The sequence below is a fragment of the Escherichia sp. E4385 genome, from assembly GCF_963883145.1.
GTDB lineage: Bacteria > Pseudomonadota > Gammaproteobacteria > Enterobacterales > Enterobacteriaceae > Escherichia.
Genome location: NZ_CAWOOJ010000008.1, coordinates 48648 through 74456, shown reverse-complemented (window position 1 = coordinate 74456; position 25809 = coordinate 48648). Strand labels below are relative to the sequence as shown.

22 protein-coding genes are annotated in these 25809 nt (G+C 52.1%); 11 read left to right on the top strand and 11 right to left on the bottom strand.

The window, feature by feature from the left end; translation table 11 throughout:
• Positions 1–5: 5 nt before the first annotated feature.
• From lptB to yrbL, 7 genes are all read left to right on the top strand, one after another.
• Positions 6–731, top strand: coding sequence for an LPS export ABC transporter ATP-binding protein (gene lptB, locus AACS80_RS07690; RefSeq protein WP_000224099.1), 726 nt, complete (start codon positions 6–8; stop codon positions 729–731).
• Positions 732–778: 47 nt separating this feature from the next.
• Complete coding sequence (gene rpoN / locus AACS80_RS07685; RefSeq protein ID WP_105281056.1) at positions 779–2212, top strand: RNA polymerase factor sigma-54; 1434 nt, start codon at positions 779–781, stop codon at positions 2210–2212.
• 22 nt (positions 2213–2234) lie between these two features.
• Positions 2235–2522, top strand: coding sequence for a ribosome hibernation promoting factor (hpf, locus tag AACS80_RS07680; protein WP_001176602.1), 288 nt, complete (start codon positions 2235–2237; stop codon positions 2520–2522).
• 117 nt (positions 2523–2639) lie between these two features.
• Positions 2640–3131: a PTS IIA-like nitrogen regulatory protein PtsN gene (gene ptsN / locus AACS80_RS07675; RefSeq protein WP_000183677.1), complete on the top strand. Its 492-nt coding sequence runs from the start codon at positions 2640–2642 to the stop codon at positions 3129–3131.
• A gap of 45 nt (positions 3132–3176) precedes the next feature.
• On the top strand, positions 3177–4031 hold the full coding sequence (rapZ, locus tag AACS80_RS07670; RefSeq protein WP_000243741.1) for an RNase adapter RapZ: 855 nt from the start codon (positions 3177–3179) through the stop codon (positions 4029–4031).
• On the top strand, positions 4028–4300 hold the full coding sequence (gene npr / locus AACS80_RS07665; RefSeq protein WP_000216792.1) for a PTS phosphocarrier protein NPr: 273 nt from the start codon (positions 4028–4030) through the stop codon (positions 4298–4300). Before rapZ ends, npr begins: the two co-directional genes overlap by 4 nt.
• 222 nt (positions 4301–4522) lie before the next feature.
• Positions 4523–5155, top strand: a complete 633-nt coding sequence (gene yrbL / locus AACS80_RS07660; RefSeq protein WP_135410502.1) for a PhoP regulatory network protein YrbL — start codon at positions 4523–4525, stop codon at positions 5153–5155.
• Here the strand turns inward: yrbL and mtgA are convergent.
• The 4 genes from mtgA to AACS80_RS07640 all read right to left on the bottom strand — a co-directional run bounded on the left by mtgA (position 5152) and on the right by AACS80_RS07640 (position 10121).
• Positions 5152–5880: a monofunctional biosynthetic peptidoglycan transglycosylase gene (mtgA, locus tag AACS80_RS07655; RefSeq protein WP_135410503.1), complete on the bottom strand. Its 729-nt coding sequence runs from the start codon at positions 5878–5880 to the stop codon at positions 5152–5154. The two genes, yrbL and mtgA, sit on opposite strands and share 4 nt — an antisense overlap.
• Positions 5877–6530, bottom strand: coding sequence for an isoprenoid biosynthesis glyoxalase ElbB (gene elbB, locus AACS80_RS07650; protein WP_130204562.1), 654 nt, complete (start codon positions 6528–6530; stop codon positions 5877–5879). The genes mtgA and elbB overlap by 4 nt, the downstream gene beginning before the upstream one ends.
• A 229-nt stretch (positions 6531–6759) precedes the next feature.
• Positions 6760–9096 (bottom strand): aerobic respiration two-component sensor histidine kinase ArcB, encoded by a 2337-nt coding sequence (gene arcB, locus AACS80_RS07645; RefSeq protein WP_135410504.1) that lies wholly within the window; start codon positions 9094–9096, stop codon positions 6760–6762.
• A gap of 95 nt (positions 9097–9191) precedes the next feature.
• A complete protein-coding gene (locus AACS80_RS07640) occupies positions 9192–10121 on the bottom strand; it encodes a TIGR01212 family radical SAM protein (protein WP_131160904.1) in 930 nt (309 codons plus the stop codon).
• Between the two features lie 674 nt (positions 10122–10795).
• Here AACS80_RS07640 and gltB point away from each other — a divergent pair.
• From gltB to AACS80_RS07625, 3 genes are all read left to right on the top strand, one after another.
• On the top strand, positions 10796–15256 hold the full coding sequence (gene gltB / locus AACS80_RS07635; RefSeq protein ID WP_135410505.1) for a glutamate synthase large subunit: 4461 nt from the start codon (positions 10796–10798) through the stop codon (positions 15254–15256).
• A 12-nt stretch (positions 15257–15268) separates the two neighbouring features.
• Positions 15269–16687 (top strand): glutamate synthase subunit GltD, encoded by a 1419-nt coding sequence (gene gltD, locus AACS80_RS07630; protein WP_135410506.1) that lies wholly within the window; start codon positions 15269–15271, stop codon positions 16685–16687.
• Positions 16688–16870: 183 nt separating this feature from the next.
• Complete coding sequence (locus AACS80_RS07625; protein ID WP_135410507.1) at positions 16871–17983, top strand: PDDEXK nuclease domain-containing protein; 1113 nt, start codon at positions 16871–16873, stop codon at positions 17981–17983.
• Between the two features lie 59 nt (positions 17984–18042).
• On the opposite strand, the gene nanQ is transcribed toward AACS80_RS07625, so the two are convergent.
• The 6 genes from nanQ to nanR all read right to left on the bottom strand — a co-directional run bounded on the left by nanQ (position 18043) and on the right by nanR (position 23518).
• The gene (gene nanQ, locus AACS80_RS07620; RefSeq protein ID WP_138183734.1) at positions 18043–18507 is read right to left on the bottom strand and encodes an N-acetylneuraminate anomerase; all 465 of its coding nucleotides are present in this window, start codon (positions 18505–18507) and stop codon (positions 18043–18045) included.
• A complete protein-coding gene (gene nanK, locus AACS80_RS07615; RefSeq protein ID WP_135410508.1) occupies positions 18504–19379 on the bottom strand; it encodes an N-acetylmannosamine kinase in 876 nt (291 codons plus the stop codon). Before nanK ends, nanQ begins: the two co-directional genes overlap by 4 nt.
• Positions 19376–20065 (bottom strand): N-acetylmannosamine-6-phosphate 2-epimerase, encoded by a 690-nt coding sequence (locus tag AACS80_RS07610; RefSeq protein ID WP_135410509.1) that lies wholly within the window; start codon positions 20063–20065, stop codon positions 19376–19378. Before AACS80_RS07610 ends, nanK begins: the two co-directional genes overlap by 4 nt.
• A gap of 46 nt (positions 20066–20111) precedes the next feature.
• Positions 20112–21602 carry a sialic acid transporter NanT gene (gene nanT, locus AACS80_RS07605; RefSeq protein ID WP_130204544.1) on the bottom strand — a complete coding sequence of 497 codons (1491 nt, stop codon included), beginning with the start codon at positions 21600–21602 and terminating at the stop codon, positions 20112–20114.
• 108 nt (positions 21603–21710) lie between these two features.
• Complete coding sequence (nanA, locus tag AACS80_RS07600; protein WP_130260181.1) at positions 21711–22604, bottom strand: N-acetylneuraminate lyase; 894 nt, start codon at positions 22602–22604, stop codon at positions 21711–21713.
• A gap of 122 nt (positions 22605–22726) precedes the next feature.
• Complete coding sequence (nanR, locus tag AACS80_RS07595; protein ID WP_131160901.1) at positions 22727–23518, bottom strand: transcriptional regulator NanR; 792 nt, start codon at positions 23516–23518, stop codon at positions 22727–22729.
• 380 nt (positions 23519–23898) lie between these two features.
• Between nanR and dcuC the strand changes: the two genes are divergently transcribed.
• The gene (gene dcuC / locus AACS80_RS07590; protein WP_138183733.1) at positions 23899–25266 is read left to right on the top strand and encodes an anaerobic C4-dicarboxylate transporter DcuC; all 1368 of its coding nucleotides are present in this window, start codon (positions 23899–23901) and stop codon (positions 25264–25266) included.
• Between the two features lie 43 nt (positions 25267–25309).
• On the opposite strand, the gene sspB is transcribed toward dcuC, so the two are convergent.
• On the bottom strand, positions 25310–25807 hold the full coding sequence (gene sspB / locus AACS80_RS07585; RefSeq protein WP_064529500.1) for a ClpXP protease specificity-enhancing factor: 498 nt from the start codon (positions 25805–25807) through the stop codon (positions 25310–25312).
• Positions 25808–25809 lie beyond the last annotated feature (2 nt).

Below are 25809 nucleotides of genomic sequence, written 5' to 3'. Positions count from 1 at the left end.
TCGTTATGGCAACTTTAACTGCAAAGAACCTTGCAAAAGCCTATAAAGGCCGCCGCGTGGTGGAAGACGTCAGCCTGACCGTCAACTCCGGGGAGATTGTCGGTCTGCTGGGGCCAAACGGTGCCGGTAAGACGACCACTTTCTACATGGTCGTTGGCATTGTGCCGCGCGATGCGGGCAACATTATTATTGATGACGACGATATCAGCCTTCTGCCGCTGCATGCGCGTGCGCGTCGCGGTATCGGCTATTTGCCGCAGGAAGCCTCTATTTTCCGTCGCCTCAGCGTTTACGATAACCTGATGGCGGTACTGCAAATTCGTGACGACTTATCCGCTGAACAGCGTGAAGATCGCGCGAACGAGCTGATGGAAGAGTTCCACATTGAGCATTTACGCGACAGCATGGGGCAATCGCTCTCCGGTGGTGAACGCCGTCGTGTAGAAATTGCGCGCGCACTGGCTGCGAATCCGAAATTTATCCTCCTCGATGAACCATTTGCCGGGGTTGACCCGATCTCGGTTATCGACATCAAACGTATCATTGAACACCTGCGCGACAGCGGCCTGGGTGTGCTTATCACCGACCATAACGTGCGTGAAACGCTGGCTGTTTGTGAACGCGCTTATATCGTCAGCCAGGGGCATTTAATCGCTCATGGCACGCCGACAGAAATCTTACAAGATGAACATGTTAAGCGTGTATACCTTGGGGAAGACTTCAGACTCTGATAGGGTAGAAGTTTGCGACGTTTTAGCAGGAGAGTACGATTCTGAACATGAAGCAAGGTTTGCAACTCAGGCTTAGCCAACAACTGGCGATGACGCCTCAGCTACAACAGGCGATTCGTCTGTTGCAGTTGTCCACGCTGGAGCTTCAGCAGGAGCTACAGCAGGCGCTGGAAAGTAATCCATTGCTTGAGCAAATCGACACTCATGATGAAATCGACACTCACGAAACGCCAGACAGCGAAACGCTGGATACCGCTGACGCACTCGAACAAAAAGAGATGCCGGAAGAGCTGCCGCTCGATGCCAGTTGGGATACCATCTACACCGCCGGTACGCCATCAGGCACCAGCGGTGACTACATCGACGATGAGCTGCCGGTCTATCAGGGCGAAACGACGCAGACCTTGCAGGATTATCTGATGTGGCAGGTCGAGCTGACACCGTTTTCCGACACTGACCGCGCTATCGCCACCTCCATAGTCGATGCCGTTGATGACACCGGTTATCTAACCGTCCCGCTGGAAGATATTCTCGAAAGTATGGGCGATGAAGAGATCGACATCGATGAAGTTGAAGCAGTCCTGAAACGGATCCAGCGTTTTGATCCGGTCGGTGTGGCGGCGAAAGATCTGCGTGACTGTCTGCTGATCCAACTTTCCCAATTCGATAAAACCACGCCGTGGCTGGAAGAAGCTCGACTGATCATTAGCGATCATCTCGATCTGCTGGCCAATCACGACTTTCGCTCATTAATGCGCGTCACGCGTCTGAAAGAAGATGTGCTGAAAGAAGCCGTCAATCTGATCCAGTCACTCGATCCACGCCCCGGCCAGTCGATCCAGACCGGTGAACCGGAATATGTCATCCCTGATGTGCTGGTGCGTAAGCATAACGGCCAGTGGACGGTTGAACTGAACAGCGACAGTATTCCACGTCTGCAAATCAACCAGCATTACGCCTCAATGTGCAATAACGCACGTAACGATGGCGACAGTCAGTTTATCCGCAGCAATCTGCAGGATGCTAAATGGTTGATTAAGAGCCTGGAAAGCCGTAACGATACGCTGCTGCGCGTCAGTCGCTGTATTGTTGAACAACAGCAAGCCTTCTTTGAGCAAGGCGAAGAATATATGAAACCGATGGTGCTGGCTGATATCGCCCAAGCCGTCGAGATGCATGAATCGACGATATCTCGCGTGACCACGCAAAAGTACCTGCATAGTCCACGAGGCATTTTTGAACTGAAGTATTTCTTTTCCAGTCACGTCAATACCGAAGGGGGTGGCGAGGCCTCTTCCACGGCGATTCGTGCACTGGTGAAGAAATTAATCGCGGCGGAAAACCCAGCGAAACCGTTGAGCGACAGCAAGTTAACCTCTTTGTTGTCAGAACAAGGTATCATGGTGGCACGCCGCACTGTTGCGAAGTACCGAGAGTCTTTATCCATTCCGCCGTCAAACCAGCGTAAACAGCTCGTTTGACCCAACCGATAAGGAAGACACTATGCAGCTCAACATTACCGGAAATAACGTCGAGATCACCGAGGCCCTGCGCGAATTTGTCACCTCAAAGTTTGCCAAACTTGAGCAATATTTTGACCGAATCAACCAGGTTTATGTTGTTCTGAAAGTGGAGAAAGTCACCCACACTTCAGATGCAACACTGCATGTTAACGGTGGCGAAATTCATGCCAGCGCGGAAGGTCAGGACATGTACGCCGCCATTGATGGCTTAATTGATAAGTTGGCACGTCAGCTAACCAAGCATAAAGATAAATTGAAACAACACTAATTGTCCGGGCAATTAGCAAGTGCATGGCGGCCTGTTGTATGGCACAACAGGCCATTTGTACGGTTAATGCTCCGAATCTGCCCCACTGTTTGAGTGGGCAGATTCTTAGGTGAAATTATGACAAATAATGATACAACTCTACAGCTTAGCAGTGTTCTTAACAGGGAATGTACGCGAAGCCGCGTCCACTGTCAGAGCAAAAAACGCGCCCTGGAAATCATCAGCGAACTGGCGGCAAAACAACTTAGCCTGCCACCGCAGGTGGTTTTTGAAGCTATTCTGACGCGGGAAAAAATGGGCAGTACCGGTATTGGTAATGGCATTGCCATTCCGCACGGCAAACTGGAAGAAGATACCCTACGCGCGGTTGGCGTTTTCGTTCAGCTAGAAACACCCATTGCTTTTGATGCCATCGATAACCAGCCGGTAGACTTACTTTTTGCCCTGTTGGTACCCGCAGACCAAACCAAAACGCACCTGCACACTCTTTCGCTGGTCGCGAAACGTCTGGCGGACAAAACTATCTGCCGCCGTTTACGTGCAGCCCAGAGCGATGAAGAGCTGTATCAAATCATTACGGATACCGAAGGTACTCCGGATGAAACGTAGTTATTCTGTAATGTCTCTTTTAGACGTTGTGAGGAGAAACAGTACATGGTACTGATGATCGTCAGCGGACGTTCAGGGTCAGGCAAATCTGTCGCCCTGCGGGCGCTGGAAGATATGGGTTTTTACTGCGTGGATAACCTTCCCGTAGTGCTGTTACCCGATCTGGCTCGGACTCTGGCCGATCGCGAGATTTCTGCCGCCGTCAGCATTGATGTCCGCAATATGCCAGAGTCGCCAGAAATATTCGAACAGGCGATGAGCAATCTGCCTGATGCTTTCTCACCGCAACTCCTGTTTCTCGATGCCGATCGTAACACGCTGATTCGTCGTTACAGCGATACGCGCCGCCTGCATCCGCTTTCCAGCAAAAACCTGTCGCTGGAAAGTGCTATCGACAAAGAAAGCGATCTGCTGGAACCGCTGCGTTCACGGGCGGATCTGATTGTCGATACGTCTGAAATGTCCGTTCATGAACTGGCAGAAATGCTGCGTACCCGCCTGCTGGGTAAACGCGAGCGTGAACTGACAATGGTCTTTGAATCTTTCGGCTTCAAACACGGTATTCCTATCGACGCGGATTACGTCTTTGACGTACGTTTCCTGCCGAACCCACACTGGGATCCGAAACTGCGTCCGATGACGGGCCTTGATAAACCTGTCGCCGCATTCCTCGATAGGCACACAGAAGTACACAATTTTATCTACCAGACGCGTAGCTATCTTGAGCTATGGTTACCTATGCTGGAAACCAACAACCGTAGCTACCTGACGGTCGCCATTGGTTGTACTGGCGGGAAACACCGTTCGGTGTATATTGCAGAACAGTTGGCTGACTACTTCCGCTCACGCGGTAAAAACGTCCAGTCACGCCATCGCACGCTGGAAAAACGTAAACCATGACCGTCAAACAAACTGTCGAAATCACTAACAAGCTGGGCATGCATGCCCGGCCTGCTATGAAACTGTTTGAATTAATGCAGGGTTTTGACGCCGAAGTGCTTTTACGTAATGACGAAGGCACCGAGGCTGAAGCCAACAGCGTTATTGCGCTGTTGATGCTGGATTCTGCCAAAGGACGACAGATTGAAGTCGAAGCGACCGGTCCGCAGGAAGTTGAGGCGCTGGCCGCCGTCATCGCCCTCTTTAACTCAGGTTTTGACGAAGATTAATCTTCGTCATTCCGACACTTAATTCCCCCAGACACGCCCCTTCCGCCCTAACGTACGAAAAAAGTACAAACCCCCAATATCCCAATTTCTCGCAAATTGTACATTTCGTGCGCTTTTCTGTAAGTATAAAACCTTAAGAAAACCTTAAAAAAGCTTGTTTAGGTTTTGTTTAAGTTAAGCCCTCATACTGGAGACGGTCAGAAAATACCTCCAGGAGATGGCATGATTCGCTTATCTGAACAAAGTCCCCTGGGCACCGGAAGACATCGAAAATGTTATGCGCATCCGGAAGATGCCCAACGCTGTATTAAAATTGTCTACCACCGTGGCGACGGTGGTGATAAAGAGATCCGCCGTGAGTTAAAGTACTATGCACATCTTGGTCGTCGTTTGAAAGACTGGAGCAGTATTCCGCGCTATCACGGTACGGTTGAGACTGATTGCGGAACCGGTTATGTCTACGATGTGATTGCCGATTTTGATGGCAAACCGTCTATTACACTGAGCGAATTTGCTAAACAATGCCATTACGAAGAAGATATCGCGCAACTGCGTCAGTTATTGAAACAGTTAAAGCGTTATTTGCAGAATAACCACATCGTGACGATGTCGCTGAAGCCGCAGAATATTCTCTGCCACCGCATCAGTGAGTCAGAAATTATCCCCGTCGTCTGTGACAACATTGGTGAAAGCACGTTGATTCCATTGGCGACCTGGTCGAAGTGGTGTTGTCTGCGTAAGCAAGAGCGGTTGTGGCGACGTTTTATCACTCAACCGGCGTTAGCTGTTGCTCTGCAAAAAGAGGCGCAACCGCGTGAAAGCAAAAAGCTCTCCCTCACCTCGCGCGAAGCCTAATACAGCTGGTGTTGTTGCATAAACGACTCACCGCCTAACTGATGCATTTGCTGCAAAATCCACGCCTGACGGCTACGCACGTAGCCCGAAGGTGCAGTAACTTTGAAACGAAGTGGATTGGGTAATACAGCCGCCAATAACGCTGCTTCCGAACGGGTAAGTTTGCTGGCGGATTTATGGAAATAACGCTGTGCCGCAGCCTCGACGCCAAACACACCGTCGCCAAATTCGGCGACATTCAGGTAAACCGTCAGGATGCGCTTTTTGCTCCAGACCGTTTCTATCCCCAGTGTTAATCCGGCTTCCAGCCCTTTTCGTACCCAGTTTCGCCCATCCCACAAAAAGAGATTTTTGGTTGTCTGCTGCGAAATTGTTGATGCGCCGCGAATGCGGTTTTCATTGCGCTCGTTGTGCGCCAGGGCTTTCTCAATGGAAGCGACATCAAAACCCCAGTGCTCGGGAAATTTCTGATCTTCTGCGGCAATCACCGCCAGCCCCATCCACGGCGAGATTTGATCCATACTGACCCAGTCAGAATGCGCCACGTAACGAAAGTTACCGTGCAGCCAGGCACTTAGCTGACGCTCGGCCATCACCGCAGAGAACGGGACTGGCGCTATACTAAACAGCGCTATACCTCCGCCCCAGAGCACAAAGAGGACAATCGATAACCGCAGAATGAAACGGCGAACGAAACCGAACGCCGTTACGCGGCGTTTGCTCATTCCGCCAGAACCAGTACGCGGGAAACCAGCTTATCAATACCACTTGCTGCTTCCGCAATGTTCTGTGCCAACATATACGCAGGTGTGGTAACAATCTTATTGTCTTCATCAACAACAATATCATCTACCGGACATGGCACATGCTCCGCGCCCATATCTTCCAGCACTTCTGCGGTATCGATATCAGTACCGATAGTCAAACGCAGCGGGAAATTGAAGATTTTCGGCAACATTGCCGGGGCAATGCACATAAAGCCAAGCGGTTTTCCGGCCTGATGCATTGCCAGCGCCAGCGCCTTTAACTCACGGTCCACGCTGCATTCACTGCCAAGACTGGCAAAATCACTCAAATTCTTTGCCGCGCCAAATCCACCCGGCACAATTAACGCATCCAGTTCGGCGGCATCAGCCTGTGCCAGAGGGCGGATCTCACCACGCGTAATACGCGCCGCTTCAATCAACACATTGCGCGTTTCCGCCATTGCTTCACCGGTTAAATGGTTGATGACATCAACCTGCTGCTTATCTGGAGCAAAACAAACTGCCTGCGCGCCGCTGCGAGATATCGCTAATAACGTCAATACCGCTTCATGAATTTCAGAACCGTCATAGACGCCGCATCCGCTCAGAACTACGCCAATTTTCTTCATTGTGATCATCCTTTCCCAATTGACTGAAACACATTAATTTTTTTAATAAAAACGCTACGCATCACACATTTAACTGATTCACGTAACAAATCATTTAAGATTTGCTATCTTAACTGCATGCGGCCTGAAAAACAGTGCTGTGCCTTTGTTACTTATCATAAAAAATTACGGCGCAGCCAAGATTTCCCTGGTGTTGGCGCAGTATTCGCGCACCCCGGTTTAGCCGGGGTCATTTTTTAGCAGCTTTTGCCACCCACGCTTTCAGCACTTCTACGTCGTGACGCCACTCTTCTTTCATCTCTTCAATCCATTCACCAACATTATCTTCCCACGCAGGAAGATCGGGAGACTGAATTTGCTGACCCAGCTGTTGTAAATGGCGTAACCCCACAGAACCCGCTGCGCCTTTAATTTTATGTCCTTCCTCAACGATGCCTTTTTTGTCCTGTGCCGTCAGGTTCGACTCCAGTACGCTGACATAGCCCGGCATCATCTTCTCAAACACGGCCAACCCGTCGGTAATCAACTTCGGTCCTACAAGTTCGAGATACTGCTCCAGCATGGGAATATCGAGCAATGCTTCTGATTTACCACTCTCTTCTGTCGTCACCGTGCACTCCTCATCATCCTGGGTATCCCAGAATTTCTTGATCATCGCGGTTAGCGCCGGAACAGAAAGCGGCTTACTCAGCACATCATCCATTCCAGCATTGAGGTACTCTTGTTTATCTTTCAGCACGTTGGCGGTTAAGGCCACCAGCGGTGGTAAATCTTCACGCGGATAACGCTTCGTCAGTTCGCGTGATATATCCAGCCCGGTCATATCTGGTAACTGAATATCCAGCAATACAAGGTCGTATTCGCCCGGCTTAAACATCTCCAGTGCTGCCTTACCAGACATCGCCACATCAACGCTGTTGCCCAGTTTTTCCAGCACCGAACGGGCAACGATGACGTTCAGCTCAATGTCCTCTACCAACAGCACATTCAGCGCCGGTAAAGGCATATCATCTTCGTCAAACGCATCATCCACTTCTTCCGCCACCGACGGCGCGTGGATCGTCAGGGTAAAGGTAGAGCCTTTACCTTGTTCGCTGGTGACAGTGATATCACCGCCCATATTTTTCGCCAGTCGACGAGAAACCGCCAGGCCAATACCCGTACCGGTTGCAGGTTTGCCACCGTGGCTGTCTTTCACCTGATAATACATGGCGAAAATTTTATCCAGTTCATTCTGTGGAATACCGATGCCGGAGTCTTCCACTTCAAAATGCAGCATGTCGCCTTCGTCATAACGTACGCGAACAGTCACCTGGCCCTTCTGGGTAAATTTCACAGCGTTACTGATTAAGTTCCACAGGATCTGGCGTAAGCGAGTCCCGTCGGTAATCACCTGATGTGGCAGCGGCAGTGTTGGTTCAAGAACAAAGCGCAAGCCTTTTTGTTGCGCCTGCAGTGCGGAGAGGTTTTCCAGATCGGCCAGGAAACTGGTGAAATCAACCGGCTGGTTATCGAGCTGAACTTTACGTCGCTCCATCTTATCCATATCAATAATATCGTTGAAGATATTCCCCAAAGTGATGGCGGAAACATGGATAGTTTTGAGATATTTTTCCTGCTCGGCGGTGAGCTCTGTATCCAGCAGAATTCGGCTTAAGCCGACGATACCGTTCAGCGGCGTACGCAACTCATGACTGATGGTGGAGATAAAGGTTGTTTTGTCGCGGCTGGCGCGTTCGAGCGCATCCTGATAACGCTTACGCTCGGTAATGTCGCGGCCGAACCCCATCAAGCCGTGGCGTTTACCCACGCGGTCGTAGTACGGCACTTTACGGATTTCAAAGCAGGCTTTGCGTCCATCCGGATAATCCAGCCACTGCTCATAGGTCAGTGACACATTATGACGGAACACCTTCTCGTCGGTTTCAATGACTTTCGCTGCGGCTTCCGGCGAGTAAACGTCCGCAGGTTTCAAATGCACCAACTGTTTTTCGCTTTTCCCGGTCAGCAGTTCCATCGCACGGTTACAGCCGGAAAACTCTTTATCTTCGTTACGGTAAAAAACCAGATCGGGTGAAGCATCAAGGAAGGAACGTAAGAACGAAGATTGTTGTTCGAGTTGAATTTGCGTCTCTTCGCGCTCTTTGATTTCAATTTTCAGCTGACCGAAGGTTTCCTGCAGTTCTGCTTCTGCTTTTTCACGAACGGCGATTTCCTGATTTAGCTGGGCAATATTATCTTTTAACTGAACGTTGAGGCTTAGATCGCGCTCGCGCATCTCCTCCAGCTTTTGTACCAGACGTGACAGGCGTTGCCGTGACTCCTCGAGTTGCTCAACGACTACCGAAAGAAAGTAGACCGCCCATGGCGTAATCAACAAACCAAAGAAAATAGAGCGGATAACATCAATGCTTTCGACCTGACCATGCAGCACCATGGTTACCGCCATTTGTACCACAATGGCAAGAACGACGAGGGCCAGCGCCAGCAACATTGAGAAGCGCACCAGACCTAACTTCATCATCAGGTCAACATAGTACTGCGCCAGCAGACGAATTTGCTTCATTAGGGGATTCCTTCACGACAACCTGCCCCAATAATACCCAATTCTGACAGTTACGTTATAAATTGTGTGAGAAATGCGGAATTCCCCTCAATGGCCTACGCCGTTGGAGGTAGCCACGGACGTCCCAGCGCCGATCCCTGTACGCCATGTTCAGTAAGATAGCGATCCAACTCAACCATACCCGTCCAGCGATTTTCACACCATAGCGGTGCAAGTAGCGTCGGGCGACGGGCGCTGGCGGAAATGCGGTGGTAGATAACTTCCGGCGGCGTATGGCGAATCATTTCTCCGGCAGTGAGCGTGTAATCTTCCAGTTCGATACCGTTCAAACGCCCCGCTTCCCAGGCTTTCGCCATAATGCTGCCTTTTACAATATGCAGCGGATGCAGCTTTATACCGTCCACGCCGGTTTCAACCACTCGCTCCAGCGTTTGCAAACATTCAGCCTGCCCTTCGCCAGGCAGTCCGACAATTAAGTGAGAACACACCTTCAGACCGCGCTGACGTGCCTGCTGGGTTGTACGCTGATAACAGGCAAAATCATGGCCGCGATTGATGCGATGCAGCGTTTTGTCGTGTGCGGTTTGCAGCCCCAGTTCCAGCCACACTTCATAGCCCTGGTCTTTATATTCACAAAGCAGATCAAGCACCGCATCTGGCACGCAGTCCGGGCGCGTACCAACACACAAACCAACGATATTGGCCTGGCTTACCGCCTGTTGATACATAGAACGCAGCACCTGAACTTCCGCAAAGGTGCTGGTATACGCCTGAAAGTAAGCCAGATAGCGTTTCGCGCGGTTAACTAAATTCGCCTGGTGCGCCAGTTGCTCGGCAATGGAACGATGCTGCTGCGCTTCATCGGCAAACGAGGCAACATTACAGAATGTGCAGCCGCCACGCCCGATGGTACCGTCACGGTTAGGGCAGCTAAAACCGCCGTGCAGCGTCAGCTTATGCACCTTTTGCCCATAGCGACGGGTGAGATCACCACCAAACATATTGACTAATTTCTGTAACTGCATAATCTGATAGACCGCGCCTTGAAAAGAGGCCAAAGCCTGCCATTTTTAGCTCAATTCGGCGATGACCTGGATCAATCGCCCCGGCTTGCTTTTATCAACTGCATAATCAATCAAAATTACCGAAATTTCATGCATAATCACATAAATCACTTTTGCTTATCTTGTGTCAGATTTTTTTATCTCCTTATGGATTTTAGGCAAAAACAGTAGCATGAAACGTCATTACCAATTAAGGCAGTATAAAATGCTAGTTTTCTCGTCAGTTCAAGGCAGGATAAGGGTTAACACGCCTTAATGACAGTCAGGAATTGGCTGTTTCTCTAACGACGTCCTCTTTAGCCTTAAATAGAAAATCTATTTTAATTTCAGCTAATTAATAAAGAATTTTGCGCTAAAGCACATTTTTGTACCAATAAGCTTGCCATTTGACCTGTATCAGCTTTCCCGATAAGTTGGAAATCCGCTGGAAGCTTTCTGGATGAGCAGCCTGCTCATCATATTTATGCAGTAATTGAGATCCCCTCTTCACCGTATTAACCGATGCGAAAAGGACAACAAGGGGGCGAATGCGAGGCGCGCGTATGACACGCAAACCCCGTCGCCACGCTCTTTCTGTGCCCGTGCGTAGCGGTTCGGAAGTGGGGTTCCCGCAGAGCCTGGGGAGGTTCACTGATATGTTGTACGATAAATCCCTTGAGAAGGATAACTGTGGTTTCGGCCTGATCGCCCACATAGAAGGCGAACCTAGCCACAAGGTAGTGCGTACTGCAATACACGCACTGGCCCGAATGCAGCACCGTGGTGCGATTCTCGCCGATGGTAAAACCGGTGACGGTTGCGGCCTGCTATTACAAAAACCGGATCGCTTTTTTCGCATCGTTGCGCAGGAGCGCGGCTGGCGTTTAGCAAAAAACTACGCCGTCGGGATGCTCTTCCTGAATAAAGATCCTGAACTCGCCGCTGCCGCACGCCGCATCGTTGAAGAAGAGCTGCAACGCGAAACCTTGTCGATTGTGGGCTGGCGTGATGTCCCCACTAACGAAGGCGTGCTGGGTGAAATCGCCCTCTCTTCTCTACCACGCATTGAGCAAATTTTCGTTAACGCTCCGGCTGGCTGGCGTCCGCGTGATATGGAGCGCCGTCTGTTTATCGCCCGCCGCCGCATTGAAAAGCGTCTCGAAGCCGACAAAGACTTCTACGTCTGTAGCCTGTCGAATCTGGTGAACATCTATAAAGGTCTGTGTATGCCGGCGGATCTGCCGCGCTTCTACCTGGATCTTGCGGACCTGCGTCTGGAATCGGCCATTTGCCTGTTCCACCAGCGCTTCTCCACTAACACCGTACCGCGCTGGCCGCTGGCGCAGCCGTTCCGCTATCTGGCGCATAACGGCGAGATCAACACCATTACCGGTAACCGCCAATGGGCGCGTGCGCGTACCTATAAATTCCAGACGCCACTGATCCCTGACCTGCACGACGCCGCGCCGTTCGTCAACGAAACCGGCTCCGACTCCAGCTCAATGGATAACATGCTGGAACTGTTGCTGGCTGGCGGGATGGATATCATCCGCGCTATGCGTCTGTTAGTACCACCCGCCTGGCAGAACAACCCGGATATGGACCCGGAACTGCGTGCCTTCTTTGACTTTAACTCCATGCATATGGAGCCGTGGGATGGCCCGGCGGGCATCGTGATGTCTGACGGTCGTTTTGCCGCCTGTAACCTTGACCGTAACGGTCTGCGTCCGGCGCGCTATGTCATCACCAAAGATAAGCTCATCACCTGCGCCTCTGAAGTCGGTATCTGGGATTATCAGCCTGACGAAGTGGTCGAAAAAGGCCGCGTCGGGCCAGGCGAACTGATGGTAATCGACACTCGCAGTGGGCGCATTCTGCACTCGGCAGAAACCGATGACGATCTGAAAAGCCGCCATCCATATAAAGAGTGGATGGAGAAAAACGTCCGCCGTCTGGTACCGTTTGAAGATCTGCCCGATGAAGAAGTGGGTAGCCGCGAACTGGACGACGACACGCTTGCCAGCTACCAGAAACAGTTTAACTACAGCGCGGAAGAGCTGGACTCTGTAATCCGTGTGCTGGGCGAAAACGGCCAGGAGGCGGTCGGTTCGATGGGCGACGACACTCCATTCGCCGTGCTCTCCAGTCAGCCGCGCATTATTTACGACTACTTCCGTCAGCAGTTTGCGCAGGTAACCAACCCGCCAATCGACCCGCTGCGTGAAGCGCACGTTATGTCGCTCGCCACCAGCATCGGTCGTGAAATGAACGTCTTCTGCGAAGCAGAAGGCCAGGCGCACCGTTTAAGCTTTAAATCGCCGATTCTGCTCTACTCCGATTTCAAACAGCTCACGACGATGAAAGAGGAGCACTACCGCGCAGATACGCTGGATATCACCTTTGACGTCACCAAAACCACGCTCGAAGCGACGGTCAAAGAGCTGTGCGACAAAGCCGAAAAAATGGTACGTAGCGGCACCGTATTGCTGGTGCTTTCCGACCGGAATATCGGCAAAGATCGCCTGCCAGTTCCGGCCCCGATGGCGGTTGGCGCAATCCAGACCCGTCTGGTCGATCAAAGTCTGCGTTGCGATGCCAACATCATCGTCGAAACCGCCAGCGCCCGCGATCCGCACCATTTCGCCGTGTTGCTGGGCTTCGGCGCGACGGCTATTTATCCATACCTTGCCTATGAAACGCTGGGCCGCCTGGTAGACACTCAGGCGATTGCCAAAAATTATCGTACCGTGATGCTGAACTACCGCAACGGCATCAACAAAGGCTTGTACAAAATCATGTCCAAAATGGGCATCTCCACCATCGCCTCTTACCGCTGCTCGAAACTGTTTGAAGCGGTCGGTCTGCACGATGATGTAGTGGGCCTGTGCTTCCAGGGGGCGGTCAGCCGCATTGGCGGGGCGAGCTTTGAAGACTTCCAGCAGGATCTGCTGAATCTGTCGAAACGTGCCTGGCTGGCGCGCAAGCCCATCAGCCAGGGCGGCCTACTGAAATATGTGCACGGCGGCGAATACCACGCCTACAACCCGGACGTGGTGCGCACGCTGCAACAGGCGGTCCAGAGTGGCGAGTACAGCGACTATCAGGAATACGCGAAGCTGGTTAATGAGCGTCCGGCAACAACGCTGCGCGATCTGCTGGCAATTACGCCGGGTGATGAAGCGATCAACATTGCTGATGTTGAACCGGCAAGCGAACTGTTTAAACGCTTCGATACCGCTGCAATGTCTATTGGCGCATTAAGCCCGGAAGCCCACGAAGCGCTGGCAGAAGCGATGAACAGCATCGGCGGTAACTCGAACTCCGGTGAAGGTGGTGAAGACCCTGCCCGCTATGGCACCAACAAAGTGTCGCGCATCAAGCAGGTGGCTTCCGGTCGATTCGGTGTTACTCCGGCGTACCTGGTCAATGCCGACGTCATTCAGATTAAAGTCGCCCAGGGCGCGAAGCCGGGTGAAGGCGGTCAGTTGCCGGGCGATAAAGTCACGCCTTACATCGCCAAACTGCGCTATTCGGTGCCGGGCGTGACACTGATCTCCCCGCCGCCGCACCACGATATCTACTCTATCGAGGACCTGGCGCAGCTGATTTTCGACCTCAAGCAGGTCAACCCGAAAGCGATGATCTCCGTAAAACTGGTGTCCGAACCGGGCGTCGGTACCATCGCGACTGGCGTGGCGAAAGCTTATGCCGATTTAATCACCATCGCAGGCTATGACGGCGGTACGGGGGCAAGCCCGCTGTCGTCGGTGAAATATGCAGGCTGCCCGTGGGAACTCGGTCTGGTGGAAACCCAGCAGGCGCTGGTTGCTAACGGTCTACGTCATAAAATTCGGTTGCAGGTTGATGGCGGCCTGAAAACGGGCGTTGATATCATCAAAGCGGCGATTCTCGGCGCAGAAAGCTTTGGCTTCGGCACTGGTCCGATGGTGGCGCTCGGCTGTAAATATCTGCGAATCTGCCACCTGAACAACTGCGCAACGGGTGTGGCAACTCAGGACGACAAACTGCGTAAGAATCACTATCACGGCCTGCCGTTCAAGGTGACGAATTACTTTGAGTTTATCGCCCGTGAAACCCGCGAGCTGATGGCACAGTTGGGCGTAACGCGTCTGGTGGATCTGATTGGTCGCACCGACCTGCTGAAAGAGCTGGACGGTTTCACCGCCAAACAGCAGAAACTGGCGCTGTCGAAGTTGCTGGAGACTGCCGAGCCACATGCAGGTAAGGCTCTCTACTGCACCGAAAACAACCCGCCGTTTGATAACGGCCTGCTGAACGCGCAGTTGCTGCAACAGGCGAAACCGTTTGTCGATGAACGCCAGAGCAAAACCTTCTGGTTCGATATCCGCAACACCGACCGTTCTGTCGGCGCGTCGCTTTCAGGCTATATCGCCCAAACGCACGGCGATCAGGGGCTGGCAGCCGATCCTATCAAAGCGTACTTCAACGGCACCGCAGGCCAGAGCTTCGGTGTGTGGAACGCGGGCGGCGTGGAACTGTACCTGACCGGTGATGCCAACGACTATGTTGGTAAAGGCATGGCGGGCGGCTTAATCGCCATTCGTCCTCCGGTTGGCTCAGCCTTCCGCAGCCATGAAGCAAGCATTATCGGCAACACCTGCCTGTATGGCGCGACCGGTGGTCGTCTGTATGCCGCAGGCCGCGCGGGTGAACGTTTCGGCGTGCGTAACTCCGGTGCGATTACCGTGGTAGAAGGTATTGGCGACAACGGCTGTGAATATATGACGGGTGGTATTGTCTGTATTCTGGGTAAAACCGGCGTTAACTTCGGCGCAGGCATGACCGGCGGCTTCGCTTACGTTCTCGATGAAAGCGGCGATTTCCGCAAACGCGTTAACCCGGAACTGGTCGAGGTCTTAAGCGTTGACGATTTGGCTATCCATGAAGAGCATCTGCGTGGTCTTATCACCGAGCATGTGCAGCATACCGGTTCTCAGCGTGGTGAAGAGATTCTGGCAAACTGGTCAACCTTCGCCACTAAATTCGCGCTGGTTAAACCGAAGTCCAGTGATGTAAAAGCACTGCTGGGTCACCGTAGTCGTAGCGCAGCAGAGTTGCGCGTGCAGGCGCAGTAAGGGGTAGCAACAATGAGTCAGAATGTTTATCAATTTATCGACCTGCAGCGTGTTGATCCGCCAAAGAAACCGCTGAAGATCCGCAAAATTGAGTTTGTTGAAATTTACGAGCCGTTTTCCGAAAGCCAGGCCAAAGCGCAGGCTGACCGCTGCCTGTCGTGCGGCAACCCATACTGCGAGTGGAAATGCCCGGTACACAACTACATCCCAAACTGGCTGAAGCTCGCCAATGAGGGGCGTATTTTTGAAGCGGCGGAACTGTCGCACCAGACAAACACCCTGCCGGAAGTATGCGGACGTGTCTGCCCGCAAGACCGTCTGTGCGAAGGTTCCTGCACCCTGAACGATGAGTTTGGCGCGGTGACCATCGGCAACATTGAGCGTTATATCAATGATAAAGCGTTCGAAATGGGCTGGCGTCCGGATATGTCCGGCGTGAAACAGACCGGTAAAAAAGTGGCGATTATCGGCGCTGGTCCGGCAGGTTTGGCGTGTGCGGATGTCCTGACGCGCAACGGCGTAAAAGCGGTCGTCTTCGACCGTCACCCGGAAATCGGCGGCCTGCTGACCTTCGGTATTCCGGCCTTCAAGCTGGAAAAAGAGATAATGACGCGCCGCCGTGAAATCTTCACTGGCATGGGCATTGAGTTCAAACTCAATACCGAAGTGGGCCGTGACGTACAGCTGGACGATCTACTGAACGATTACGATGCTGTATTCCTTGGCGTCGGGACTTATCAATCAATGCGCGGCGGACTGGAAAACGAAGACGCCGACGGCGTATACGCGGCGCTGCCGTTCCTCATCGCCAACACCAAACAGTTAATGGGCTTTGGTGAAACCAACGACGAACCGTTTGTCAGCATGGAAGGTAAACGCGTGGTGGTACTTGGCGGTGGCGACACTGCGATGGACTGCGTGCGCACGTCTGTACGCCAGGGGGCGAAGCACGTTACCTGTGCCTATCGTCGTGATGAAGAGAACATGCCGGGTTCCCGCCGCGAAGTGAAAAACGCGCGGGAAGAAGGCGTAGAGTTCAAATTCAACGTCCAGCCGCTGGGGATTGAAGTGAACGGCAACGGCAAAGTCAGCGGCGTAAAAATGGTGCGCACAGAAATGGGCGAACCGGATGCCAAAGGCCGTCGCCGCGCGGAGATTGTGGCAGGTTCCGAACATATCGTTCCGGCAGATGCGGTGATCATGGCGTTTGGCTTTCGCCCGCACAACATGGAATGGCTGGCAAAACACAGCGTCGAGCTGGATTCCCAAGGCCGCATCATCGCCCCGGAAGGCAACGACAACGCTTTCCAGACCAGCAATCCGAAAATCTTTGCTGGCGGCGATATCGTCCGTGGTTCCGATCTGGTCGTTACCGCCATTGCCGAAGGTCGCAAAGCGGCAGACGGCATTATGAACTGGCTGGAAGTTTAATCCCTGCTCCAGCGCCGCCTCCTCAGAAAAGAGTCGGCGCTGAAATTCTCCTTTCGTTCTGGAAAGCGCCTCGCATAATCTGAAGAAAACCAATGTAATACGCACACCTGGATTGTTACCGGCAGATGCCCGGCGTATAGCTGATTCCATTATTCAACACAGCTCCATATAAAGGGAAAGATAATGGAATCGCTCTCATTTCAAACCACCGCAGGCTATCAGCAAATCCACGACGGCATTATTCACCTGGTCGATAGTGCCCGGACGGAAACGGTACGTAGTGTTAACGCGTTAATGACCGCGACGTATTGGGAAATTGGCCGACGGATAGTCGAATTTGAACAAGGTGGTGAGGCTCGGGCCGCGTATGGTGCGCAGTTAATCAAGCGACTATCAAAGGATCTAAGCCTAAGGTATAAGCGTGGATTTTCCACCAGGAATTTATGGCAGTTTAAGAATTTTTATATTTGTTTTCAAAGAATTGAAATTGTGCAGACACTGTCTGCACAATTCACCCCCACAATTCTCCAGACTGTGTCTGGAGAATCTTGCCATTTAGCGCAACTCGCCAAATCCTTCCCCCTGCCCTGGTCCACTTACGTCCGTTTGCTTTCTGTTAAAAAAGCTGATGCTCGCAGCTTTTATGAGAAAGAGACACTCCGCTGTGGCTGGTCTGCTCGTCAGCTCGAACGACAAATTGCGACCCAGTTTTATGAGCGGACACTACTGTCATATGACAAATCAGCCATGCTGCAACAACACGCTCCTGCCGAGACGCATATTCTTCCGCAGCAGGCGATACGCGATCCCTTTGTGCTCGAATTTCTGGAATTAAAAGATGAATACTCAGAATCCGATTTTGAGGAGGCGCTGATCAACCACCTGATGGATTTCATGCTGGAACTTGGGGATGATTTTGCCTTTGTCGGTCGACAACGAAGGTTACGCATTGATGACAACTGGTTTCGGGTCGATCTGTTGTTTTTCCACCGCCGTTTACGCTGCCTGCTAATCGTGGATCTAAAAGTGGGCAAATTTAGCTATAGCGATGCCGGACAAATGAATATGTATCTCAACTATGCCAAAGAGCACTGGACGCTACCGGATGAAAATCCGCCCATCGGTCTGGTTCTCTGTGCAGAGAAAGGAGCCGGAGAAGCACATTATGCTCTGGCAGGTTTGCCTAACACCGTTCTGGCAAGTGAATATAAGATGCAACTACCTGATGAAAAGCGACTCGCGGATGAACTCGTTCGAACACAGGCGGTGCTGGAGGAAGGCTATAGACGCCGTTAATTTCAGCGGTTTCGAATTCTGCAGACGGTGTCTGCAGAATCTTTAAAACGAACTAAGTTTTAAGCCATTAAATCAGCCTTAACCTTCACCACAACCTTTTTAATCTCACCAGGTTCACCAACAACGCATCCCGGTTTATGCGGTTCTCCTGGCATAAACACGGCGAACATTCCCGGTTTCAGGATGATGGTTTGCTCGTTCTCAATGGCGCTGCAAAGTTGGTAATCATCCTCATGATGGAACTCTTCACACTGGCGCGCAGTGCCTGCCATGCCAAACAGAATCCGTTCCTCACCGTTTAATAACAGCTGGATATCAATGTACTGTTGGTGCAATTCCGCTTTTTTCTCGACGGGCGATTGAGTGTTAAACGTCATGACATTCATAAAGATATTGTCGCCCTGTAATTCGTAACGACCCGGTGTTTTTTCTTGCGGTCTGGCAGCTAATGCCAGCGTTAACGCGTCCTGTAATGCAGGATGTAATCCGGCAGACGGTAATGACTGTACTTCACCCATCATCATAATTTTTCTCCCTGGGCCAACAGCGCAGCCCCAAGTAAACCTGCATCATGGCGGTAGTGCGCCGCCAGTAAATCAACATGAAATGCCGCTGGCTCCTGCGCCAGATACGTTTCCACTAACGCCAGATACCCTTCTGCCAGACCAACGCTGCCACCGACCACTACACACTGGCAATCAGTTGTGGCTTTAATATCAGCGATCAGCCTTGCAAGCGTACGTGCGGAGCGGTGAATCAGTTGCTGCGCCTGTTCGTCGCCCTGCCCGGCGCGCGTGAAAATGGTTTTCGCATCCGCGCCCATGAGTTCACCCTGCGCTGCCGCTGCAATGCCGCGACCAGAAGCAATCGCTTCCACGCAACCTGTGCGTCCACAGCCGCAGACTGGACCGTGTGGATCGGCCAGCGTATGCCCGATATGCCCCGCCAGACCACCAGGGCCGGTCAGCAACTTGCCGCCACAGACCACACCGCCGCCGACGCCAGTGGAAACGGTGATAAACACCATCTCGGTTACATCGCCTTCCAGCGCCTGATACTCCGCCCATGCTGCGGCCTGCGCATCATTAATGGCAATGGTCGGCAAATCAGTAAGTTGCTCCAGCGTTTTGACTAACGGAAAGTGTAGCAATCCACCGAGATTATGCGGATTCAGCGCCAATAAGCTGCCGTCGCGAATAATTCCGGTTGAAGCGATGGCAACTTGTTGCGCATGAGCGTGTAACGGGGAGACTAATGCGGATAAGGCATCACGCAGCGCCTGCGGCGTCTGGCTGGCAGGCGTAGGAAGTTCTCGGCGATCGCGGATCTGCCCGTCAGCGCCAATCAGCGCAGCGGCAAGTTTAGTACCGCCGATATCAATCGCCAGAGTGGTCATAGCACCGCCTTTTTCATCGCTGTGTTGTACCACTGACAAATGTGTTCAAGACGTGTGATTGCAGAACCGACCGTCACCGCCCACGCGCCGTGGCGCATCGCATCCGCCGCCTGAGCAGGCGTGTTGTAACGCCCTTCGGCAATCACCCGACATCCGGCGTCGCTCAATGTTTTCACCAGCGCCAGATCCGGCTCTTCTGGCGTTTCAGGCGTGGTATAGCCAGAAAGCGTAGTACCAATAATCTCGGCACCCAGCTTTTGGCATGCCAGGGCGTCTTCCGGCGTTGAGCAGTCGGTCATCGCCAGTAAACCGTGATGGTGAATACGTGCCAGCAGCGTTTCAACAGGCACCGGACGCGGTCGGTCGGTGCCGTCAATCGCGATAATGTCTGCGCCCGCCTGCGCCAGCGCATCAACATCTTCAATATAGGCCGTGATGCGTACCGGAGAATCCTCCAGATCGCGTTTCACAATCCCGATAATCGGCACGCTCACCACCGCACGCGTGGCTTGCAGATTTGCCACACCTTCAATGCGAATGGCAACCGCACCCGCCTGCTCTGCCGCTAATGCCATGGCAGCGACGATTTCCGGTTTATCGAGTGGGCTGTCAGGCACCGGCTGGCAGGAGACAATCAGGCCACCGTTGGCAGCGATTTTTTGATCCAGTTGTGCAAGTAACGACATACTTCTTCCCTTAGCAAAAGGCCCGGCACATGGCCGGGCAACAGGATTAACTTTTGGTTTTGACTAAATCGTTTTTGGCACCGCCAAACGGCACGGCACCGCTGAATGGTTTGCCGTCGATAGCGTCATGAGTACGTAACGCTTCCGGGCGCAACCAACGCTGAACGCGAGAAGGCATATCCAGCCCAATCAGCAGGATCACCACGAACGTCAGACTGAACGAAAGCGATCCCAGTGCCGTCCCCAGATCCAGGCGTTGAGCAATCAGCGCACCAATGATCGGCGCCAGTGCGCCGCCAAGTGCGCCAACGTTATAGGTAAAGCCCAGGCCCGCTGCACGCTGGTCGGTATCGAAATAACCGCCAATCAGTTTCGGTAAGATCCCGGAGATCCCCTGACCGAGCATTTGCTGGAAGAACAGTAACAGACCAAGTACCCAGACGTTTGCGCCGCCAATCGCAAATACCGGAATAATCAGCAATTGCGAAGCTAACAGGCTACAAACATAGGCTTTGCGTGTTCCCAGCCAGTCACCGAGGAAGCCGCCGACACAGCAACCCACCGCCGCCCCAAAACCGCTAAAGAACAGCACATTGGCGACAGTATGCGGGTCATAAGCAAGATCGGTTTTCAGATATGTTGGCAGCAGTGCCTGAATCGGCCACGAGTAGAGGAAAGCAAATAACACAACCACCATCAGCATTACGCCTGTTGGCCAGCGTTTGCCCGTACTCTGTACCATAAAGCTGATAAAGATTGCGGCGCATAACAGCCCGAGAACAGCGACGATTGCGGCATTTTGCAGGTTACCGGCGAAGCAGAACCACAGCGCAGTAGCCGCCGCCAGCGTCATCACGATATTGGCGATGCGATGTTCACCACGGTAGAGAATATCCACCATCGTGCGCACCGGTGCTTTGCCCCCGTGTTTCTCTTTCCAGTCTTCCGCTTCCGGGATGTTTTTCCGCAACCAGAGAGCAAAGATGATCGGTAAGATGCCGATAAAGAACAGTGCACGCCAGCCCCAGACCGGGACTACCAGACTATAGACCTGGGCGGCAACGACAGCCCCCACAGAGAAGCCGGAAATCAGAAAACCACTGGCTTTATTACGCAAGTGTTTTGGCCAGCTTTCAATGACATAGGTGGCGCTGGAACCGTACTCACCCGCCATTCCCATGCCTATCACCAGACGAGCGATAAACATAGTGATGTAGCCAGGCGCGAAGCCGCAGGCCAGCGTCCCGACCGAGAAGAGAACGATACTGGTGACCATTGCCAGACGACGCCCGTAGCGGTCGCCCATAGCGCCAAGCATCAGGCCGCCGAACCAACGAGAGATGAAGGCTGCGGAGATCAGACTTGCCGCCTGTACCGTTGTCAGCCCGAATTCACCTTGTACTTCAGTGAGTACCAGGGCAATTAAAACGAAATCAAAACCATCAAGCAGATATCCCAACCAGGCAGCGGAAAATGCCCGCCATTGCGCACGATTGAGATGGCGATACCACGGGATATTCTGGGTTGTAGTACTCATTGTGAGTCTCCCGCGGTGGGCGATGCCCACACGCTTTGGTATGAAAATTGTAGGGTACAGATGCGCTTATTTCCCCTCACCCGGTAGGGGCGAGCGAGGGGAAAGAACTCACCCGCGCTCTTGCATCAACTGCTGGGCAAGCGCCTTCAGTTCTGGCAGATATTTTTCATCAACCGGACCAAACGGTTTACGGCACAGCGGAACAGACACCACATCCATATAGTGCAGGACGGTTTTCAGGCCACGGAATACGCCAGTTTTAATCAGCAAATCAATGACTTTGTTGCACTCAGTTTGCAGTTTCTGCGCGGTCTGGATATCACCTTCTTTCAGCGCCTTCACGATACCCTGATAGCGCCAGCCCATAATGTTGTAAGTACTGCCGATACCGCCGTCTGCGCCCGCCAGCAGGCCGGAAGCGAAGATTTCGTCGTAACCGTTATAGAGCACCAGATCCGGATGCTCGCGACGGATCTGCTCCATCTGATAGAGATCGCCAGAGGTCTGTTTCAGTGCACCTACGCCAGGTAACGTAACCAGTGTATTGATCTGATCCAGAGTCAGTTTTACCCCGCTCAATGCCGGAATGTTGTACACCACCATCGGCAAACCATCCGCCGAGTCAATGATTGCCCGATAGTGATCGCAGTGTTCTTCAAAGCTGAAAGGATAGTAGAACGGCGTAACGGCGGAGACGGCATCGAAGCCATAACGTTTGGCTGAAGCCGCAAGCTGTTGGCTTTCAGCAGTACTGACGCAACCTACGTGAGCGATTAATTTAATCTTGCCTTTCGCCTCTTCGGCGACGATTTCCAGTACCTGTTCACGCTCGGAAATGCTCTGCACAAAGGCTTCGCCTGTCGACCCCCCCACGTACAAACCGTCGATGCCCTGCTGAATATTGAACTGAACCAGGCGGCGCAGACTCGCTTTGTCCAGTGCTTGTTGTTGGTCAAAAGGAGTCAGGAGTGCGGCCATCACGCCACGTAAATTCGTTGCCATAAATACCTCTGAAGTGATGCTTGTCTGTTGAAACGATATACCTTTATACCTGTTATACCAGATCAAATAAGCAACACATCATACAGAACGCTTATAATGCGATCTGCTTCACTAAAGTGGCATTATTTCTTTTTGTGGATGGTTTGGCCGAAGGCGTGCCAGGTGGCAGAAACGCTGTTGAGATGCGATTGCAACGCGCGATCGGCTTCGTCGGGATCGTGGCGGCGGATCGCGTCAACGATCGCAATATGTTGTTGATAGCTGACGTTATTATGCTCATGCAATGCCTGATCGGCGACCGTTGGGCGCGCGGCGATCAACCAGTCGAGCAAGGCAACGTGGATTGCCTTAAAGATCGGATTACCCGGGATCTCCGCCAGTACGCGGTGGAAATCAACGTCTGAACGAATGAACGCGGCATTGTTATCCAGCGACTGACTGTTGATTTCCAGGGCTTTTGCCAGCAAATCAATTTGTTCATCGGTGGCATGTTCAGCCGCATAGCGCACCAGGCTGGACTCAAAGAACAGACGTAACTGTTCGAAATGGGCTATCCCTCCTGGATGAGAAAGGAAATCTTTCGCCATACCGGACAGCTCGCCGATGATAGTGTCCGCAGAAGGACGCGAGACGCGAGCGCGCTCACCGTTATTTATTTGCACCAGACCTTTACGCTTTAACGCCGCCAGCGCTTCACGCACCGAAGGACGCCCGACGTTAAAGAACGCCATGAGTTCGCGCTCAGACGGCAACTGCTCCCCTTCGCCAAACTCGCGGCGGCGGATCATCTGCTCCAGCTCTTCTTCCACCATTTCGGAGAGTTTTTTACGCGCCAGCGGACGGCTACGCAAGTTGCGACCAATTGCAGGTGAAGAATCTTCGTTTTGCGAATCAAATGCGTTCATAAGGCCCATTCTTTAAGGTCAGTGTGATTAACATCATCAATGACATCCTATCACAGGAATGAAAGCAGGGTGAAACGAAGGGTTTTACTCTTCGTACACCATCATTATCGTAATTAATTTAATAATTAATTTTTGCGAAAAATAAATATAACGCAGATAAAAACATCCCAGCCAAATTATTTACAAGAATATTCATAGACATTATGAATATTATGAATGTGTTCTTGCGAAATAATCATAAATGTATATTTTATAATGAAAAATCCTCTTTATTACGATTAAAAAATTCGACACCAACACCATAAATAGCCTTGTAAAAAATATAACATCATTGTTTTCAATCTGCCGTTACTGGGATTGACCATATTCTTTTGACACGGAGTTGAACAATGTTCGGCATAATTATTTCTGTCATCGTGTTAATAACGATGGGCTATTTGATCCTTAAAAATTACAAACCACAGGTGGTGCTGGCCACAGCGGGTATCTTCCTGATGATGTGTGGTGCCTGGTTAGGGTTTGGGGGTGTACTCGACCCCGCCAAAAGCAGCGGCTATTTGATTGTTGATATTTATAATGAAATCCTGCGCATGCTGTCCAACCGCATTGCCGGGTTGGGGCTGTCGATTATGGCGGTGGGCGGTTATGCCCGCTATATGGAGCGCATAGGAGCCAGTCGGGCGATGGTGAGCTTGTTAAGCCGCCCGTTAAAGCTCATTCGCTCACCGTATCTCATACTGTCGGCAACTTACGTCATCGGTCAAATCATGGCGCAGTTTATTACCAGCGCCTCCGGTCTGGGTATGTTGCTGATGGTCACGTTATTTCCGACGCTGGTGAGTCTGGGAGTAAGTCGCCTCTCTGCGGTGGCGGTTATCGCGACCACCATGTCTATTGAATGGGGAATTCTGGAAACGAACTCCATTTTTGCCTCCCAGGTAGCGGGAATGAAAATCGCCACTTACTTCTTCCACTATCAGCTACCGGTCGCCTCTTGTGTCATTCTCTCAGTGGCAATCTCCCACTTTTTCGTGCAACGCGCTTTTGACAAAAAAGATAAAAATATCAATCACGAACAGGCGGAGCAAAAGGATCTCAACAATGTTCCACCGCTCTATTACGCCATTTTACCGGTGATGCCGTTAATCCTGATGCTCGGCTCGCTGTTCCTCGCCCACGTCGGGCTGATGCAGTCAGAACTGCATCTGGTAGTGGTGATGTTACTGAGTTTGACGGTGACGATGTTTGTTGAGTTCTTCCGCAAGCATAACTTGCGCGAAACAATGGACGATGTGCAGGCGTTTTTTGACGGCATGGGTACGCAGTTTGCCAACGTGGTAACGCTGGTGGTCGCGGGTGAAATATTTGCGAAAGGCTTAACGACGATTGGCACCGTTGATGCGGTTATCAAAGGCGCAGAGCATTCTGGCCTTGGTGGCATTGGCGTGATGATTATTATGGCGCTGGTAATTGCCATTTGTGCCATTGTGATGGGCTCCGGCAATGCGCCATTTATGTCATTTGCCAGCCTTATTCCGAATATCGCTGCTGGACTGCACGTACCTGCGGTAGTGATGATTATGCCGATGCACTTTGCCACAACGCTGGCGCGTGCGGTTTCGCCGATTACTGCGGTAGTGGTAGTAACTTCAGGAATAGCAGGCGTTTCGCCCTTTGAAGTGGTGAAGCGGACTGCGATCCCAATGGCAGTCGGATTCGTGGTGAATATGATTGCCACAATTACGCTATTTTATTAAGCCCTTAAAACGACAAAACAGGCCACCTGGGCCTGTTTTTGTTTTACTTCACAACGCGTAATGCCGGGCGACCACCACGTGGCGGTTGCGGCGGTTCATCATCAGGATGATTATCATCATCGCGATCTGGCTTATCGCCATCAATGACCGACATAACGGTTTCATTATCTGCCGATACATCTTCATCATTCATGATGCTGGCATCTTCGTCGTAAGCAGCTTCAGGCTCGAACATCGTGCCTGCGCCATTTTCACGGGCGTAGATAGCCAGCACAGCAGCCAGCGGTACTGAAACTTGCCGCGGGATACCGCCAAAGCGCGCGTTAAAGCGCACTTCATCATTCGCCAGTTCCAGGTTGCCGACCGCACGCGGAGCAATGTTGAGTACGATTTGCCCGTCACGTGCATATTCCATAGGAACCTGCACGCCAGGGAGCGTCACATCCACCACCAGGTGCGGCGTGAGCTGGTTATCCAGCAACCACTCATAGAATGCACGCAGCAGATAGGGACGACGTGGTGTTAGCTGTGACAAATCCATAC

What these genes read in the sequence shown, in the direction of transcription:
- lptB (WP_000224099.1), top strand. Translation starts at nt 6, where the DNA reads ATGGCAACTTTAACTGCAAAGAACCTTGCAAAAGCCTATAAAGGCCGC.
- rpoN (WP_105281056.1), top strand. Translation starts at nt 779, where the DNA reads ATGAAGCAAGGTTTGCAACTCAGGCTTAGCCAACAACTGGCGATGACG.
- hpf (WP_001176602.1), top strand. Translation starts at nt 2,235, where the DNA reads ATGCAGCTCAACATTACCGGAAATAACGTCGAGATCACCGAGGCCCTG.
- ptsN (WP_000183677.1), top strand. Translation starts at nt 2,640, where the DNA reads ATGACAAATAATGATACAACTCTACAGCTTAGCAGTGTTCTTAACAGG.
- rapZ (WP_000243741.1), top strand. Translation starts at nt 3,177, where the DNA reads ATGGTACTGATGATCGTCAGCGGACGTTCAGGGTCAGGCAAATCTGTC.
- npr (WP_000216792.1), top strand. Translation starts at nt 4,028, where the DNA reads ATGACCGTCAAACAAACTGTCGAAATCACTAACAAGCTGGGCATGCAT.
- yrbL (WP_135410502.1), top strand. Translation starts at nt 4,523, where the DNA reads ATGATTCGCTTATCTGAACAAAGTCCCCTGGGCACCGGAAGACATCGA.
- mtgA (WP_135410503.1), bottom strand. Translation starts at nt 5,880, where the DNA reads ATGAGCAAACGCCGCGTAACGGCGTTCGGTTTCGTTCGCCGTTTCATT.
- elbB (WP_130204562.1), bottom strand. Translation starts at nt 6,530, where the DNA reads ATGAAGAAAATTGGCGTAGTTCTGAGCGGATGCGGCGTCTATGACGGT.
- arcB (WP_135410504.1), bottom strand. Translation starts at nt 9,096, where the DNA reads ATGAAGCAAATTCGTCTGCTGGCGCAGTACTATGTTGACCTGATGATG.
- AACS80_RS07640 (WP_131160904.1), bottom strand. Translation starts at nt 10,121, where the DNA reads ATGCAGTTACAGAAATTAGTCAATATGTTTGGTGGTGATCTCACCCGT.
- gltB (WP_135410505.1), top strand. Translation starts at nt 10,796, where the DNA reads ATGTTGTACGATAAATCCCTTGAGAAGGATAACTGTGGTTTCGGCCTG.
- gltD (WP_135410506.1), top strand. Translation starts at nt 15,269, where the DNA reads ATGAGTCAGAATGTTTATCAATTTATCGACCTGCAGCGTGTTGATCCG.
- AACS80_RS07625 (WP_135410507.1), top strand. Translation starts at nt 16,871, where the DNA reads ATGGAATCGCTCTCATTTCAAACCACCGCAGGCTATCAGCAAATCCAC.
- nanQ (WP_138183734.1), bottom strand. Translation starts at nt 18,507, where the DNA reads ATGATGATGGGTGAAGTACAGTCATTACCGTCTGCCGGATTACATCCT.
- nanK (WP_135410508.1), bottom strand. Translation starts at nt 19,379, where the DNA reads ATGACCACTCTGGCGATTGATATCGGCGGTACTAAACTTGCCGCTGCG.
- AACS80_RS07610 (WP_135410509.1), bottom strand. Translation starts at nt 20,065, where the DNA reads ATGTCGTTACTTGCACAACTGGATCAAAAAATCGCTGCCAACGGTGGC.
- nanT (WP_130204544.1), bottom strand. Translation starts at nt 21,602, where the DNA reads ATGAGTACTACAACCCAGAATATCCCGTGGTATCGCCATCTCAATCGT.
- nanA (WP_130260181.1), bottom strand. Translation starts at nt 22,604, where the DNA reads ATGGCAACGAATTTACGTGGCGTGATGGCCGCACTCCTGACTCCTTTT.
- nanR (WP_131160901.1), bottom strand. Translation starts at nt 23,518, where the DNA reads ATGGGCCTTATGAACGCATTTGATTCGCAAAACGAAGATTCTTCACCT.
- dcuC (WP_138183733.1), top strand. Translation starts at nt 23,899, where the DNA reads ATGTTCGGCATAATTATTTCTGTCATCGTGTTAATAACGATGGGCTAT.
- sspB (WP_064529500.1), bottom strand. Translation starts at nt 25,807, where the DNA reads ATGGATTTGTCACAGCTAACACCACGTCGTCCCTATCTGCTGCGTGCA.